The organism is Pseudomonas sp. LF-5 (assembly GCF_037626295.1).
In the GTDB taxonomy this organism is placed as follows: Bacteria; Pseudomonadota; Gammaproteobacteria; order Pseudomonadales; family Pseudomonadaceae; genus Aquipseudomonas; species Aquipseudomonas monsensis.
This window is the reverse complement of the sequence record NZ_JARKMT010000005.1, coordinates 104662-119145: the sequence shown is the minus strand read 5'-3', so window position 1 is coordinate 119145 and position 14484 is coordinate 104662. Positions and strand designations below refer to the sequence as shown.

Sequence of the window (14484 nt, the reverse complement as noted above, 5' to 3'; positions counted from 1 at the left end):
CACGTCGCGCGTTTTAGTCTTGGCCGTGGCTGTCGCGCTCAGGTCCGACGGCTGTTCGTTCACTGCGTTGTTTGTATGGATAGCGGTCATATCTGCAGCCCTACGCGCATCAGCCAGGTTTGCGGCTCGTGCTGCAGACCGCTTGGGGTGTTGAGGCTGCGTTGGTAATCGACGTCCACCTGCAGGTTTTTCCAGCCCAGGTTCAAGCCGACACTGGCGCCGCTCAGGCGTTGGCCTTGAGCGCCGTGATCAGCCTTGATCCAGCCGTGGTCGAGGCCCACGCGCGGCGTGATCTGCACCGGCCATGCGCTGCGCAGCGGCAGGCGCAGGGTGTTGCGCCAGATTGCGCCGCTGGCGCCCGAAGCGCTGCTGACCCGATAGCCGCGCACCGCCGAATCGTCGGTGCCGAGCAGTTGTTCGATCGCCGGCAACGGATCGGGGCTGTACTGCACGTTGAGCTGGCTCTGCCACTGCCACGCCTGCTCGCCGAGTTGACCGTTACGCCACTGACTGAGGCCGGCGCGGTACTTGCGAAACTGTGCCTTGGGCAGGTTGTTGATCGGTTGCTGCGCGTCGTCATCGGCACCGAGCCAGCGCAGGCCCTGCGCGTAATTGACGTCGAGGTTCCACACCGCACGGTCAAGCCAGAACAGATTGAGTCCGGCCTCGGCCACGGTCAGGGTCGGACTCTGAATGCCGAGCCGCACGTCTTGCAGATAGCTATCGACATCCTTGTGCGCCAGTTGCAGGTTGGCGCTGAGCTGGTGGCTCTGATCGCGCCACAACACGCGGTCGGCGCGCAGGCTGATCTGGTCGGTGATGCCGGTGCTGTGGAAGGTCACGCTCGGCAGTTTGAATGGCGCGCGGTATTCGGCATGGCTGGCGAACACACTATAGGTCCAGTAGCCGTAAGGGATCGCGTAATACAGGCTGGCGTTGCGGTTATAGCGGTCGCCCTGATTCAACGTGTCGCTGGCGCTAAGGCTCAACAAGTCGTTGAGTTGCAGCGGACTGTCGAAGCTCAGGCTGACGCTGTCGCGATCACGTCCGGTGCTGGCGCTGCCGAGGTTGTCGATGCCCGCATTCAAGGCCCAGCGCGACTGCCCGGCAGTGCGCGAACGCAGGATGATCCGCGAAGCGCCGGGCTGGCTGCCGGGGGCGATGTCGGCGGTCAGATCGACCGAGCGCAGGCGATTGAGTTGATCAAGGCCTTGCTCCAGATCGCGCAGGTTCAGCGGCTCGCCGAGCATGCCGGGGAACGCACCGCCGAGGGACAGCGGCAAACGCTGATCGGCCAGCTCGATGGACTCGATGTAGCCCTCGTCGACCCTGATGTCCAGCGACTGCCCCGCCGCCGGCGCGCTGAGCAAATAAGGGCGACTGGCGATGTAGCCCTTCTCGACGTAAATCGCCGTGATGGTCGCCAGCAGATGGTTGATCTGCCTGACACCCATGCACGGCGCGAGCAACGGTTTGATCCGCGCGTTGAGTTTGTCACTGTCGATCAGCGTGACGCCGCCGATGCGCGTGCCGCTTAACGGCCAGCACTGTTCATCCGGCTCGACGGTTTGCGCTACGACCGGGGTCGTGGGTGCCGGACCGAAAGCACCGCGCTCCAGCTGACGGCGGCGCTGTTCCAGTTGCAGTTGTTGCAGATCGCGTTGCTGTTGCTGCTGCTGGCGCAGCACTTCCTGGCCCGGCGCGTTCGGTTCGGCGGCTTCAATCGAGGAGGCACACACACTCAACACAAAGGCCGACAGCAGCGGGCAAAGCGTGGAACAACGACGAAAAAAAGCGCAAAACGGAAACGGCACGCAACTTCCTTGCGATCATCAAATGGCGTAATGCCATGTCATCAATAATCGTGATAGTCGGAGCCATTCCACACAAAAGCAAGACGCTTCCTACAGCGCTTACATTTCTTAAACAATTGCTTTGCCTGGCTTTATTGTCAGCAGCAAAGCCACGGCGCTACTGGCTATCAGGGTTTCCCCGAGGGCTTGAAACCAGCCAGCGAGCATCAGCCCCGCGCCGATCAGCAGGTAATACATCAAGCCCAACAACGCCCCGGCGGTGCCCAACCGATCAGCGTAATCGGCCAGGGCCGAACCGAGAATGTTCGGGATCGCCAGGCCAAACGCCAACACCACCAGCAGCATCGGCAGCACGAACGCGACACTGCCCTGCAGCGACCACACGCCAAGACCACCGAGCAAGGCGATGCCAGCCGCGAGGCGAATCAACTGCAATGCCTTGAACCCGACCGTCAATAAGCGCCGGTTCAGCCATGCTCCAAAACCTGAGCCCAGTGCGAGGATCACACCGCTGTAACCGAACACACTGGCGTCCACACCCAACCGCTGAAACATGAACGGAGCGACGCTGTAATAGCTGAACAGCGCCACGTTGAATGAGGCGATCCACAGCGCCGAGCGCCAGATACCCGCGTCACGCAACATGCGCCCAAGCGTTTTGAACAGAGCAACATGGCCAGTCGGCGCTGGCCGGGTTTCCACCAAGGTGTAGCAACTCCATAACCACAACAACGTGGCCAGCAACAGCAACGCGGCGAGCACACCGCGATACCCAAAGGCCTGCACCAGGCTGGCGCCACTGAACAAGCCAAGCGCCGGGCTGGCCGCCAGCGCGATGCCCACCAGGGAAAACACCTGCGCCAGTTCGGCGCCTTTGAAGCGGTCGCGCAACACGGTCTGCGTGACCACCGACCCCACCGCCGCACCGAAGGCCGCCAACATCTGCGCCAGTAACAAACCGTTGAAACTGCTGACCCGCAGGCCTAAAAGCGTGGCAATTGCAAAGATTGCCAGGCCCGCGAGCATCGTCGGGCGTCGACCAATGCGATCGCACAAACGCCCCCACACCACCACCCCGACGGCAAACGCGAGGAAATGCACCGACAACGTCTGCGCGGCGGCTTGCGGGCCAACGTCAAATACCCGCCCGATATCACCGAGCGCCGGGCTGTACAGGGTTTGCGCGATCTGCGGAAACATCAGCAACGCAATCGCCAGCCACAGGAAATGTCTGTTGTTCATTCTTCATCACTCCTCGCATAAACCGCCGAGGAGTTTAAGAATTGCGCAGTGGCGTATTATCCAGACCCTGCCAACTAATCACTGAAATCGGACAATCCATGGCCTGGCTCGATGCCCACGCAACGTTTGACGCAGATCGCTATCAGGCACCGGTGATCGGTATTGCTTCGACCCTGGGCGATCACGACTCCGGTTTGCACCGCCATCAACGCGGGCAGCTGCTGTACACGCGACAAGGCTGCACGCGAATTACCCTGGCGCAGCAACTGTGCCTGCTACCGCCGTCGCGGGCGGCGTGGATTCCACCGGGTGTCAGCCATTGCGCGGTGATGCAACAGAGCGTCGACTACCGCTCGATCTACTTGATCCCCGAACTGTGCGCTGCACTGCCGCAGCAGGTCTGCGTGATTGAAGTCAGCCCGTTGTTGCGTGCGGTGCTGGAACCGATGGCGCTGGCAGATTTCGCCAGCGATTGGCAGCAGGGCAAACTCTCCCACCTGCTCGGCCTGTGTCTGAGCGAAATCGCTGAAGCGGCGCAGCAACCGATGCTGCTGCCGTTACCTCAGGACAAGCGCCTGGCACCCCTGTTGAAAACGCCTGAACGTCTGCCTCCGGAGTTGCAAGTGCTGGAGCAGCAGGTCGGCGCCAGCAGCCGCACCATCGGGCGAATCTTCCAGCGCGAAACCGGCATGAGTTATCAGCAATGGCGCCAGCAGTGGCGCTTGATGCGCGCGATGGAATTGCTCGCCACCGGGCGCAGCCTGAGTTACTGCGCGTTCGAATCGGGTTTTGCCAGCGATAGCGCTTTCATCGCCTTCTTCAAAACCATGACCGGCAGCACACCGGGCCACTGGCTCAAGTGAACAACTGACGATTGGCACCAGAAATCATTTGCCACCAAATATTACCTGCATCATATTGCAGCCGTAATAACGATCCGCTTACGCAGGTAATCCGCCATGACTAGCATGCCCACCCTCGAACCTGTTGTGGTAAAGACCAAGCCGCCCCTGCTTAAACGCGTTTTGCTTCCGGGCGCAGGATTGCTCGCGCTGATTTTCGCCGGTATTTACGCCTTGCACTGGTGGGGCGCCGGACGTTTTCTCGAAGAAACCGACGATGCCTATATCGGTGGCGACGTCACGGTGATCGGGCCAAAAGTCGCCGGCTATATCGAAGAAGTGTTGGTCAGCGACAATCAGCCGGTGAAGGCCGGCGATGTGCTGATTCGCCTCGACGCTCGCGATTACCGCGCCAATCTCGCCAAGGCTGAAGGCGCGGTGGCGGCTGAAGAAGCCCTGCTGGCCAACCTCGACGCCACCGAGCAACTGCAACAGGCGGTAATCGGCCAGGCCCGTGCCGGCATCGACGCCGCCGGCGCCGAGACCGCTCGCTCGCGGGATGACAACGCACGCTACAAACGTCTGGTGACAACCAATGCCGTGTCGGTGGAAAGCGCCCAGCGCGCCGACGCCACCTTCAAGACCGCGCAAGCCTTGAGTGCCCGTGCGCAGGCTGAACTGCTCGCCGCGCAACGCCAGCTCGCGGTGATCGACACGCAAAAACAACAGGCCCGCGCCGCTCTCCAGCAAGCCCGCGCCGAGCGGGATCTGGCGCAATTGAATCTGGGCTACACCGAATTGCGCGCCCCGGTCGACGGTGTGATCGGCAACCGCCGCGCACGCGTCGGCGCCTACGCCCAGGCCGGTTCACAACAGTTGTCGGTGGTGCCTGCCAGCGGTTTGTGGGTCGATGCCAACTTCAAGGAAGATCAACTGGCGCGGATGAAACCCGGGCAACGCGTGAGCATCCGCGCCGACGTGTTGTCCGGTCAGGAATTCCACGGCCGCCTCGACAGCCTCGCCCCGGCCACCGGTTCGCAGTTCAGCGTGCTGCCGCCGGAAAACGCCACGGGCAACTTCACCAAAATCGTCCAGCGCGTACCGGTGCGCATCCTTCTCGACCCCGCCGACGGCGTGCTGGGCCATCTGCGTCCAGGCCTGTCGGTGACCGCCGAAGTCGATACCCGCGCCCAGCCTGAAAACCGCGCCGTGGCCGTTGCACCATGAGCGCCACCCTCACCGCCCCGGCGCAACCGTTCAACGCGGCGGACATGGCCACCGCGACCAAGGTGTTCGCCTTCGCGACGATGTGCATCGGCATGTTCATCGCGCTGCTGGACATCCAGATCGTCTCGGCTTCGTTGCGCGATATCGGCGGCGGACTGTCCGCCGGCACCGACGAAACCGCATGGGTGCAGACCAGTTACCTGATCGCCGAAATCATCGTGATTCCGCTGTCGGGCTGGCTGTCGCGGGTGTTCTCCACGCGCTGGCTGTTCTGCGCTTCGGCCGTCGGTTTCACCGTCGCCAGCCTGTTGTGCGGCGCGGCCTGGAACATCCAGAGCATGATCGCTTTTCGCGCGCTGCAAGGGTTTCTCGGCGGTTCGATGATTCCGCTGGTGTTCACCACCGCGTTCTTTTTCTTCACCGGCAAACAACGGGTGATCGCCGCCGCGACCATTGGCGCGGTCGCCTCGCTGGCACCGACACTGGGCCCGGTAATCGGTGGCTGGATCACCGATATTTCCTCGTGGCACTGGCTGTTCTACATCAATCTGGTGCCGGGGATTTTCGTTGCCGTGGCGGTGCCGATGCTGGTGAAAATCGACCAGCCGGAATTGTCCCTGCTCAAGGGTGCGGATTATTTGAGCATGGTGTTTCTCGCGCTATTTCTCGGCTGCCTGGAATACACCCTCGAAGAAGGCCCGCGCTGGAACTGGTTCAGCGACCAGACCATCCTGACCACCGCGTGGGTCAGCGGCCTCGCCGGACTGGCCTTCATCGGCCGCACCTTGTACGTGGCCAATCCGATCGTCGATTTGCGCGCCCTGAAGGATCGCAACTTCGCCCTCGGCTGCTTCTTTTCCTTCGTCACCGGCATCGGCCTGTTCGCGACGATCTACCTCACGCCGCTGTTTCTCGGCCGGGTGCGCGGCTACAGCGCGCTGGACATTGGCCTGGCGGTGTTCTCCACGGGCGTGTTCCAGATCATGGCGATTCCGCTGTATGCCTTTCTGGCCAATCGCATGGACCTGCGCTGGATCATGATGATTGGTCTGGGCCTGTTCGCGGTGTCGATGTGGGAGTTCAGCCCGATCACTCACGACTGGGGCGCGGGGCAATTGATGTTGCCGCAGGCGTTACGCGGGATCGCCCAGCAACTGGCAGTGCCGCCAGCAGTGACACTGACCTTGGGCGGGTTGGCGCCGGCGCGGCTCAAGCATGCGTCGGGCCTGTTCAACCTGATGCGTAATCTGGGGGGCGCGATTGGCATCGCTGCATGCGCGACCATTCTCAATGACCGCACCAACCTGCATTTCACGCGGTTGGCCGAGCACCTGAACAGCAGCAATGAGGCGATGAATCAGTGGCTGTCCCAGGTCGGTGGCAACCTCGCCGCGCTGGGCCAGAGTGGCGACGTCGGGGTCACCGCCAGCTTGCGCCAATTGTGGCTGCTGACCTACCGCGAGGCGCAGACGCAAACCTACGGCGACACCTTCCTGATGATCATGCTGTGCTTCGTCATCGCCACGGCGATGGTGCCCTTGATGCGCAAGGTGCAACCACCGGCCGCGCCGAGTGCCGATGCGCATTGATCCCGTTTTTTACGTTCACCCACTTCCCCCCTGTAGGAGTGAGCCTGCTCGCGATGGCGGTGTATCAGCGAAGCAGCTGTCGACTGACACAACGCAATCGCGAGCAGGCTGCCTCCCACAGGGGCTATGTGTTGAAGCTTAAGCCTGCGGGGTTTTACGGAAGCCCACGGCCAGGCGGTTCCAGCTATTGATAGTGCTGATCGCCACGCTCAGGTCGACCATTTCCTTGGGCGTGAACTGCGCGGCCACCACGTTATAGTCTTCGTCCGGAGCGTGAGTCAGGCTCAGTTGGGTCAGCGATTCGGTCCACAGCAACGCGGCGCGTTCGCGGTCACTGAAGAACGGTGCTTCACGCCAGGCGGTCACGGCAAACAGACGCCGCGAGGTTTCGCCGCCCTTGATCGCGTCGGCGGTGTGCATGTCGATGCAGAACGCACAGCCATTGATTTGCGAGGCACGCAGCTTGACCAGTTCGATCAGGCTCTTTTCCAGTGGCAGTTTGGAAACGGCGGTTTCCAGGGCGATCATCGCTTTCAGCGCGTCAGGGGAGGCGGTGTAGAAATCGGTACGAGGTTTCATGGTGACTCCGGGCAGCAAGTGAAGGTGTGGCTACGTTAGCCCCCGCTCTGCTCTCGACAAATAGCCAATATTCGCGAAGATCAGGAGGCCACTCGCACCCGGCGTTGACCACTGGTCAGCCAATCGGCACCAAGGCGTCGGCGCGTCAGACCAATATCAGGTCAATCCCCTTTCTGGAGACGCACCATGATCACGCGCAAATTCACTTCATTATTCCTCGCCGGCCTGCTCGCGACGGCCTCGGCGGCCAGCTTCGCCGCCAACGATGGCGCGGATGCCACCGGCACCCGATCCGGCGGTGCCACCGGCTCGGCCATGCCACCGGACAACACGCCGGGCGCGCCGTCCGGCGGTAGCAGTTCGGGTGGTGCGGGGTCGGGCACCGGCACCAATGGCGGCGCCAGCGGATCGGGCTCCGGTGCGGGTGGCGGCACCGGTTCGGCTGGCGGCGGGACTGGCGGTGCAGGCGGTGGCACGGGCGGCTGAACGAACAAGAGTCATCCGTGGTAAGGGCGTTGCCCTGTGCAACCGGCCTAACGACGCGGCCGGCGCCCACAGGGTTGATTGTCAGCGGTCGGAACGCATCAGCTCGGCCACATCGCTCTCCGGCGAAAACACCGCGGCGCGGTTGCGTCCGGCATTTTTTGCCTGATACAGCGCCTCATCCGCCCGCTGGATAAATACTTCCGGGCTGTCATTGCCGCTCGGAATAAACGAATAGCAGCCCAGGCTCACGGTGAGATAGCCGGTGGGCGAACCGCTGTGGGTGATGTGTTTGTCGATGACGCTGCGACGAATCTGCCCGGCAATGGCCAGGGCACCGTTGATATCGGTGTTCGGCAACAGCACCGCAAACTCTTCGCCCCCATAGCGCACCGCCAGATCGGCCTTGCGCTGACAGCAGTTCATGAGCACCTGCGCCACTTGCGTCAGGCAATGGTCACCGGCGACATGCCCATAGGCGTCGTTGTAACGCTTGAAGAAGTCGATATCGAGCATGATCAGGCTCACCGGGCTGACCTGTCGCGCGCCTCGGGCAAACTCGATTTCCAGGGAACGCTCGAACAGACGCCGGTTGGCCAGTCCGGTCAGGCTGTCATGGGTCGCGATCTGTTCCAGCGCCTGCTGTGCCTTGCGCAGGTTTTTCTCGATGCGCTCACCATCGCGCACCTGACGAATGAACACCCAGCCGAACAGGCCGACACCCAGGGTGACCAGCGCCACGATCACACTGGACTGAACCGCCCGCGCGTACCAGCCCTCGAGGATCGTGTCCTTTGACGTGGCGGCGGCCACCACCAGCGGGTACGACGCCAACCGCCGGTAGCCATACAAACGCTCGACGCCGTCGACCACCGAATTGATCATTGCGGTACCGGCCGACGCCTCGGGCAGCAACTCCCGATAGATCTGGCCTTGCGCCAACGACGTGCCAATCAGGCTTTCATCGAACGGTCGGCGGGCGAGCAACGTGCCGTTAGTAAATCCGATGAACATGATGCCGTTGTCGTCGAGGCTGAAGCTTTCGAAGAAGTGATCGAAATACGACATCTTGATCCCGGACAGCAACACCCCCTGAAAACGGCCGGCGCGATCATTGACGCGTTTGGAAATCGGGATGATCCACTCGCCGTTCTCGCGGCTGCGGATGGCCGGGCCGATGTGCGCCAGCGTCGAGGCGTTCTGCTGGTGATACTTGAAATACTCGCGGTCGGCCACGCCATTGCCACGGGGCAGATCGGTAAACGAGGTAATTACCCACTGCCCCTGGGTATCGAACAGGAAGATGCCGTGCAACTGGTTCAGTTGCTGCACCCGCCGGGCGAAGGTTTGCTGCAGCCGAGGCCGTTGCGCCGCACCGTAACCGTCATTCTGAATCCAGTCGACCAGGCTGGTCATGACCAGGTCCGCCGCCAGAAAGGTGTCCTCGGCCTGTTGCGCCATGGCCCGCGTCAGGTTGCTGGAGGCCACTTGCGCCACCGCCAGATCCTGACGCCGTGACTGTTCCAGTTGCAAATACAGTAAACCGAGCAGGCACAACCCGACCGCAACGATAAACCACGCGGCGGCTTTACGCAGCGGCAGGCGTTTAAGGGCGCCTCCGGGGGCTTGATGCGGATAATGAATGGGGATAGGCAAAAACGTGTCCTGGGCAGGTACGACAAGGGCAAATGCCCGTAACCCTTATATTTTGTGAGCGTAGCCCACCGGGATGCACGGGGCAAACGCCACGCTCCCGCCCAGTTGTATCGGCGCACAGCGCATTTGGATGATCGCTGTTCGCCGATTTATTTTCGATGCCTGCTTTGCGGTTAATCCGTTGTAAAGGGCCAGACGGCGCATCGCACTGTATAGATGCACCCGTGGCGGGTGGCCGGCGGTCAAAGCCTGACCGGGAGATGCGTATTCGGGTTCACCAAAAACCTGTGGCGAGGGCGCTCACTCCCTTGCCACCAGGTCCGTTTGGTCCTTTCGACCGTGAATCAGTTCAACGCGACGGCGGCACCCGAATATCCCCCGCCCGGCACTGCGTCTTCACGCCTTTGCCGCACGCGCCGAACTGCAGATCCTTGCCCATGCACACCCGCACTTCCGACAATTCCGGGCCGCTGCAGATCACCGCGATGCCATCAGCCGGAATCCCCGGATTGGCCTTGCGGAACAGGTCTGCGATTTCCTGGGCTTCGAAGTAATACGAAGAACTGAACGGTTGCAGCGCCTGCGGGATTTTGACGGCGCCAACGGCTTTGTCCGCCTCATCCAGATAGCCCATCGCGCCGAGGCCGCTGCACGTGCCGTGCTTGGACCATTCGTGGTCGAGCAGTTTCCTGGTCGGGAACAGCGTCAGCCCCTTGCTGGTTTCCGCAGCCGACAGGGTGGTCAGTGGCGGGCAGGATTCCGGCCAGCCGCCCTTGGCGTATTGCGGCCACAAACCGTGCAGCACGAAGCCGTAGCCCTTGCCGGAACATTGCGCGTCATCTTTGTGGGTCAGGCAGAACGTCGGCGACCAGGACAACGCCAGCAGGTAGTAATCGAACACCCCCGCCACCGATTCCGCCTGGGCCTTGCTCGACTGCGACTGGCGCGCCGAACTCAAACCGATGCTACCGGCCGTCAGCGCAATCACCGCCAAAATTGTAAACAGCTTTTTCATCTACCCGCTCCTTGGGACGCCTGCGTCCGTGGTTTTCGATCCTGACCAGACTTGGCCAGCGCTGATTTCGACACGCTTGTGTTGCAAGTGCATGACGCAAGGCAACGCCGTACCCCGTTGAAAGGTCTACGATTAACAGGCAGCCATCAAACCAAGGGATCCGAAATGAGTAAAGCAGACGAACTCGCCGCCAAACTCAAGCAAACCCGGCACACCCACGCGGATGCCGCGCTGGAGATCGATTGCTGGCCGGCGCAGGTGTACGACTTGTACCACCGCATCGAGGCGTGGCTGCAGCCGGTCACCGAAGTCGGCCTGAAAATTCGGCGCAATCCGACCCACGTTTGCGAACGTTCTCCGGATGGTGAGTCCCACGATTACGCCATCGACCAACTGGTGATCGAGGCCAATCATCAAACCCTGACATTCGATCCCATTGCGCGGTTTACCGAGGATGGCGCCGGGCGGGTGCAAATCATCCCCTCAGCCACGGACACCTATCTGCTGCGTACCGTGGATGAACACGGTGAAAGCCATTGGTGGGTGCAGTCGATAGAAACAGGTCAGCAACTGGATGCCATCGCGCTGACTGAAAACAATCTTTTGCTGGCGGTGCAGGAAGGCCTCGGTCTGTAAGCCTTTTACTGGCGCCGCGTCGAACAGAAATCGACGATCACCTGCGAAACGGCATCGAGCATCTGCGGATCGGCATGCGCTGCGACAAATAAGCGGAACTGCGCATCCGGCAACGCCGGCAAACCCTGTTCCGCTGCCAGCGCTGCCACCCCCTGCCCCAACTGACTCGCCGGCATCGGCGCCACGGCAAATCCGGATGCCGCCGCTGCGCGCAACCCGGCCGTGCTCGAACACAGCATGGCCGTGCGCTGAGAAATGCCGGCCCGGGCCAAACGCGTCAATGCGGCTTCGCGATACGGACACGGCTCTGGAAACAGCGCCAGCGGCAGTGGCGTCGGTAAATGCGCGACAGGTTGCGCGGCCCAGGCCCACACCAGCGGCTCCTGCCACAGCAAAACGCCAGATTCGCCGGTTTCGCACAGCGAACCGATGACCATTTCCAGATCACCCTGCTGCATCTGGCTCAGCAAGGTCCCGGGAATATTCACCTGCACATCAATCTCCATGCCCGGATGCTGCGCCGCGCAATCCTGCAACGCGCGCAGTAACCGTGCCTCGACAAAATCCTCGGACACACCAATCCGCACCCGCCCTTGAAACGGCGTGCGCGTGAGCTGCGCCCAGGCATCGCGGTTCAGCGCCAGAATCGTCCGCGCATAGGCCATGAGGCGCTCGCCATCGGCGGTGAGTTGTTGCGATCGCGTCGTGCGCTTGAGCAGGGGTTTGCCGACCTGCTCTTCGAGTCGGCGCAGATGACCGCTGACCGCCGACTGCGTCAGATGCAGTTTTTCCGCGGCACGACTGAAGCCGTCCTCATCGACAACGGTGACAAAGGTCTTGAGCAACAGGGCGTCGAACATAGTGAGATACGTGATCAATGGATGATTTATTTACAATTTATAGTTAGATCCTCGCTATGTTGCAATGCCTCGCACTCCCCCACCGAATGCCGAGGCCTTAACGTGACCACTCTTCTTCACATCGAATGCTCGCCGCGCAAACAGCGCTCCGCCTCACTGGAGGTCGCGCGCCAGTTCATCGACCGCTATCAACAGCATCACCCGCAGACGCGCCTCGAAACCCTGGATTTATGGGGCATGCAGCTTCCGGAATTCGACGAAGAGATGCTGAATGCCAAGTACGCCGGACTCAATGGCACACCGCTGTCGCCGCGCCAGCAAACGGCGTGGGATCAGCTCAAACACCTCGCCGCGCATCTGCATCGCGCCGATATTCTGGTGCTGTCGGTGCCGCTGTGGAATTTCAGCATTCCATACAAACTCAAGCACTTCATCGACCTGGTGTCGCAGAAAGACATCCTCTTCAGTTTCGACCCGCAACACGGCCTGCAAGGTTTGCTGAAAAACAAAACCGCCGTGGGCGCCTATGCCTGCGGGATGGATTTCTCTGCGCAATCGGCCACACCCGCCGAGCGCTTCGATTTTCAGAAACCTTATGTGGCCGCGTGGCTCGAGTTTATCGGCATCAGCGATGTGCATGAGTTGAGCGTCGAGAAAACCATTCTCGGCGAAGACGTTGATCGTCAGTCGCGGCTCGCGGCGTCACAACAGGCGCGGGATCTGGCCGATCATCTCGCCGCGAATGAAGCTGTCAAAACTGTAATCTCCGCCTCAGCCAACTGAAAGCTGGCGCTGGTTAGCCTTCCCGTCATGAGTCAAACGGGGATTCCAGCGCATGCCTTCCAACCCATCACGACGCACCTTCGTCAAAGGCCTCGCCGCCGGCAGCCTGCTCGGTGGCCTTGGCCTGTGGCGCACGCCGGTCTGGGCGCTGAACGCTCCCGGTCAATTGCATGAACTGAGCGGCAGCGAGTTCGAGCTGTTCATCGGCGAAACCCCGGTCAACTTCACCGGTAGCCCAAGCACGGCGATGACCATAAACGGCAGCCTGCCCGGCCCGTTGCTGCGCTGGCGCGAGGGCGACACCGTGACGCTGCGGGTGCGTAACCGGCTCAGCGCCAGCACCTCGATTCACTGGCACGGCATTCTGCTGCCGGCGAACATGGACGGCGTGCCGGGCCTGAGCTTTCACGGCATCGAGCCGGGCGGCGTGTACGTCTATCAATTCAAGGTGCGGCAGAACGGCACCTACTGGTATCACAGCCATTCCGGTTTACAGGAACAGGCCGGTGTTTACGGGCCGCTGGTGATCGACGCGAAAGAACCCGAGCCGTTCCACTACGACCGCGAGTTCGTGGTGATGCTCAGCGACTGGACCGACGAAAACCCGGCCAACCTGCTGAAGACCCTGAAAAAACAATCCGACTACTACAATTTCCACAAACGCACCGTCGGCGATTTCATCGAGGACGTCAGCGAAAAAGGCTGGGGCGCCACTGTCGCCGATCGCAAGATGTGGGCAGACATGAAGATGAACCCCACCGACATCGCCGACGTCAGTGGCGCGACCTACACCTTCCTGATGAACGGCCATGCGCCGGATAACAACTGGACCGGGCTGTTCCGCGTCGGCGAAAAGCTGCGCCTGCGCCTGATCAACGGCTCGGCGATGACCTACTTCGACGTGCGCATTCCCGGGCTGAAAATGACCGTGGTCGCGGCGGATGGCTTGCATGTCAAACCGGTCAGCGTCGATGAACTGCGCATCGCCGTGGCCGAAACCTACGACGTCATCATCGAGCCGGACGCCGACGCGTACACGCTGTTTGCCCAGGCCATGGATCGCAGCGGTTATGCCCGTGGCACCCTCGCCACTCGCGCCGGGCTATCTGCGCCGGTACCGGTTGTGGATCCGCGCCCGTTGGTGACCATGGACGACATGGGTATGGGCGGCATGGATCACGGTTCGATGGAAATGAGCGCCATGGATCACTCGGCGATGGGCCCGATGCAATCCCATCCCGACAGCGAAAAAGACAATCCGCTGGTAGACATGCAAGCCATGACCACCGCCCCCAAACTCAACGACCCCGGCCTCGGCCTGCGCAACAACGGCCGTCGTGTGCTGACCTACGCCGACCTGCGCAGCACCTTCGAAGACCCGGATGGCCGCGATCCGAGCCGCACAATCGAACTGCACCTGACCGGCCATATGGAGAAATTCGCCTGGTCGTTCAACGGCATCAAATTCGCCGACGCCGAGCCCTTGCGCCTGAAGTACGGCGAGCGCATCCGCCTGGTGCTGGTCAACGACACGATGATGACCCACCCGATTCACCTGCACGGCATGTGGAGCGATCTGGAAGACGAAAACGGCGACTTCCAGGTGCGCAAACACACCATCGACATGCCGCCCGGCACGCGCCGCAGTTATCGCGTGACCGCCGACGCACTAGGCCGCTGGGCCTATCACTGCCACCTCCTGTACCACATGGAAACGGGCATGTTCCGCGAAGTGCGGGTGGAAGAATGAAGGGGCCG

The 14484-nt window shown here is 61.7% G+C and carries 13 protein-coding genes; 7 read left to right on the top strand and 6 right to left on the bottom strand.

What is annotated here, in order from left to right; all coding sequences use genetic code 11:
• Positions 1-86: 86 nt before the first annotated feature.
• Both PseuLF5_RS17090 and PseuLF5_RS17085 read right to left on the bottom strand, forming a co-directional pair.
• Positions 87-1814, bottom strand: a complete 1728-nt coding sequence (locus PseuLF5_RS17090) for a ShlB/FhaC/HecB family hemolysin secretion/activation protein (protein WP_340134105.1) — start codon at positions 1812-1814, stop codon at positions 87-89.
• A 108-nt stretch (positions 1815-1922) separates the two neighbouring features.
• Entirely contained in the window at positions 1923-3056 is a 1134-nt protein-coding gene (locus tag PseuLF5_RS17085) for an MFS transporter (protein WP_340134104.1), read from the bottom strand.
• Between the two features lie 98 nt (positions 3057-3154).
• On the opposite strand from PseuLF5_RS17085, the gene PseuLF5_RS17080 reads away from it, so the two are divergent.
• The 3 genes from PseuLF5_RS17080 (at position 3155) to PseuLF5_RS17070 (ending at position 6714) form a co-directional block, all read left to right on the top strand.
• Positions 3155-3919, top strand: coding sequence for an AraC family transcriptional regulator (locus PseuLF5_RS17080; RefSeq protein WP_340134103.1), 765 nt, complete (start codon positions 3155-3157; stop codon positions 3917-3919).
• A 96-nt stretch (positions 3920-4015) separates the two neighbouring features.
• A complete protein-coding gene (locus PseuLF5_RS17075) occupies positions 4016-5125 on the top strand; it encodes an HlyD family secretion protein (RefSeq protein ID WP_267805593.1) in 1110 nt (369 codons plus the stop codon).
• Positions 5122-6714 (top strand): DHA2 family efflux MFS transporter permease subunit, encoded by a 1593-nt coding sequence (locus PseuLF5_RS17070; protein ID WP_340134102.1) that lies wholly within the window; start codon positions 5122-5124, stop codon positions 6712-6714. Before PseuLF5_RS17075 ends, PseuLF5_RS17070 begins: the two co-directional genes overlap by 4 nt.
• A gap of 138 nt (positions 6715-6852) precedes the next feature.
• On the opposite strand, the gene PseuLF5_RS17065 is transcribed toward PseuLF5_RS17070, so the two are convergent.
• Complete coding sequence (locus tag PseuLF5_RS17065) at positions 6853-7293, bottom strand: carboxymuconolactone decarboxylase family protein (RefSeq protein WP_222832472.1); 441 nt, start codon at positions 7291-7293, stop codon at positions 6853-6855.
• A gap of 186 nt (positions 7294-7479) precedes the next feature.
• Here PseuLF5_RS17065 and PseuLF5_RS17060 point away from each other — a divergent pair, with 186 nt between their 5' ends.
• Positions 7480-7779, top strand: a complete 300-nt coding sequence (locus PseuLF5_RS17060; protein ID WP_340134101.1) for a hypothetical protein — start codon at positions 7480-7482, stop codon at positions 7777-7779.
• Positions 7780-7860: 81 nt separating this feature from the next.
• Here the strand turns inward: PseuLF5_RS17060 and PseuLF5_RS17055 are convergent, their stop codons facing one another.
• A complete protein-coding gene (locus PseuLF5_RS17055) occupies positions 7861-9432 on the bottom strand; it encodes a sensor domain-containing diguanylate cyclase (RefSeq protein WP_340134100.1) in 1572 nt (523 codons plus the stop codon).
• Between the two features lie 349 nt (positions 9433-9781).
• Positions 9782-10447 carry a ribonuclease T2 gene (locus PseuLF5_RS17050; protein WP_123462152.1) on the bottom strand — a complete coding sequence of 222 codons (666 nt, stop codon included), beginning with the start codon at positions 10445-10447 and terminating at the stop codon, positions 9782-9784.
• 165 nt (positions 10448-10612) lie between these two features.
• On the opposite strand from PseuLF5_RS17050, the gene PseuLF5_RS17045 reads away from it, so the two are divergent.
• Positions 10613-11083 carry a hypothetical protein gene (locus PseuLF5_RS17045; protein WP_123462150.1) on the top strand — a complete coding sequence of 157 codons (471 nt, stop codon included), beginning with the start codon at positions 10613-10615 and terminating at the stop codon, positions 11081-11083.
• Between the two features lie 5 nt (positions 11084-11088).
• Here the strand turns inward: PseuLF5_RS17045 and PseuLF5_RS17040 are convergent, their stop codons facing one another.
• Positions 11089-11943 (bottom strand): LysR substrate-binding domain-containing protein, encoded by an 855-nt coding sequence (locus tag PseuLF5_RS17040; protein WP_123462148.1) that lies wholly within the window; start codon positions 11941-11943, stop codon positions 11089-11091.
• A 102-nt stretch (positions 11944-12045) separates the two neighbouring features.
• On the opposite strand from PseuLF5_RS17040, the gene PseuLF5_RS17035 reads away from it, so the two are divergent.
• Together PseuLF5_RS17035 and PseuLF5_RS17030 are read left to right on the top strand one after the other, a co-directional pair.
• Positions 12046-12726 (top strand): FMN-dependent NADH-azoreductase, encoded by a 681-nt coding sequence (locus PseuLF5_RS17035; protein ID WP_250606926.1) that lies wholly within the window; start codon positions 12046-12048, stop codon positions 12724-12726.
• Positions 12727-12778: 52 nt separating this feature from the next.
• Positions 12779-14476, top strand: coding sequence for a copper resistance system multicopper oxidase (locus PseuLF5_RS17030; RefSeq protein WP_340134099.1), 1698 nt, complete (start codon positions 12779-12781; stop codon positions 14474-14476).
• Positions 14477-14484: the final 8 nt, after the last annotated feature.

What these genes read in the sequence shown, in the direction of transcription:
- PseuLF5_RS17085 (WP_340134104.1), bottom strand. Translation starts at nt 3,056, where the DNA reads ATGAACAACAGACATTTCCTGTGGCTGGCGATTGCGTTGCTGATGTTT.
- PseuLF5_RS17080 (WP_340134103.1), top strand. Translation starts at nt 3,155, where the DNA reads ATGGCCTGGCTCGATGCCCACGCAACGTTTGACGCAGATCGCTATCAG.
- PseuLF5_RS17075 (WP_267805593.1), top strand. Translation starts at nt 4,016, where the DNA reads ATGACTAGCATGCCCACCCTCGAACCTGTTGTGGTAAAGACCAAGCCG.
- PseuLF5_RS17070 (WP_340134102.1), top strand. Translation starts at nt 5,122, where the DNA reads ATGAGCGCCACCCTCACCGCCCCGGCGCAACCGTTCAACGCGGCGGAC.
- PseuLF5_RS17065 (WP_222832472.1), bottom strand. Translation starts at nt 7,293, where the DNA reads ATGAAACCTCGTACCGATTTCTACACCGCCTCCCCTGACGCGCTGAAA.
- PseuLF5_RS17060 (WP_340134101.1), top strand. Translation starts at nt 7,480, where the DNA reads ATGATCACGCGCAAATTCACTTCATTATTCCTCGCCGGCCTGCTCGCG.
- PseuLF5_RS17050 (WP_123462152.1), bottom strand. Translation starts at nt 10,447, where the DNA reads ATGAAAAAGCTGTTTACAATTTTGGCGGTGATTGCGCTGACGGCCGGT.
- PseuLF5_RS17045 (WP_123462150.1), top strand. Translation starts at nt 10,613, where the DNA reads ATGAGTAAAGCAGACGAACTCGCCGCCAAACTCAAGCAAACCCGGCAC.
- PseuLF5_RS17040 (WP_123462148.1), bottom strand. Translation starts at nt 11,943, where the DNA reads ATGTTCGACGCCCTGTTGCTCAAGACCTTTGTCACCGTTGTCGATGAG.
- PseuLF5_RS17030 (WP_340134099.1), top strand. Translation starts at nt 12,779, where the DNA reads ATGCCTTCCAACCCATCACGACGCACCTTCGTCAAAGGCCTCGCCGCC.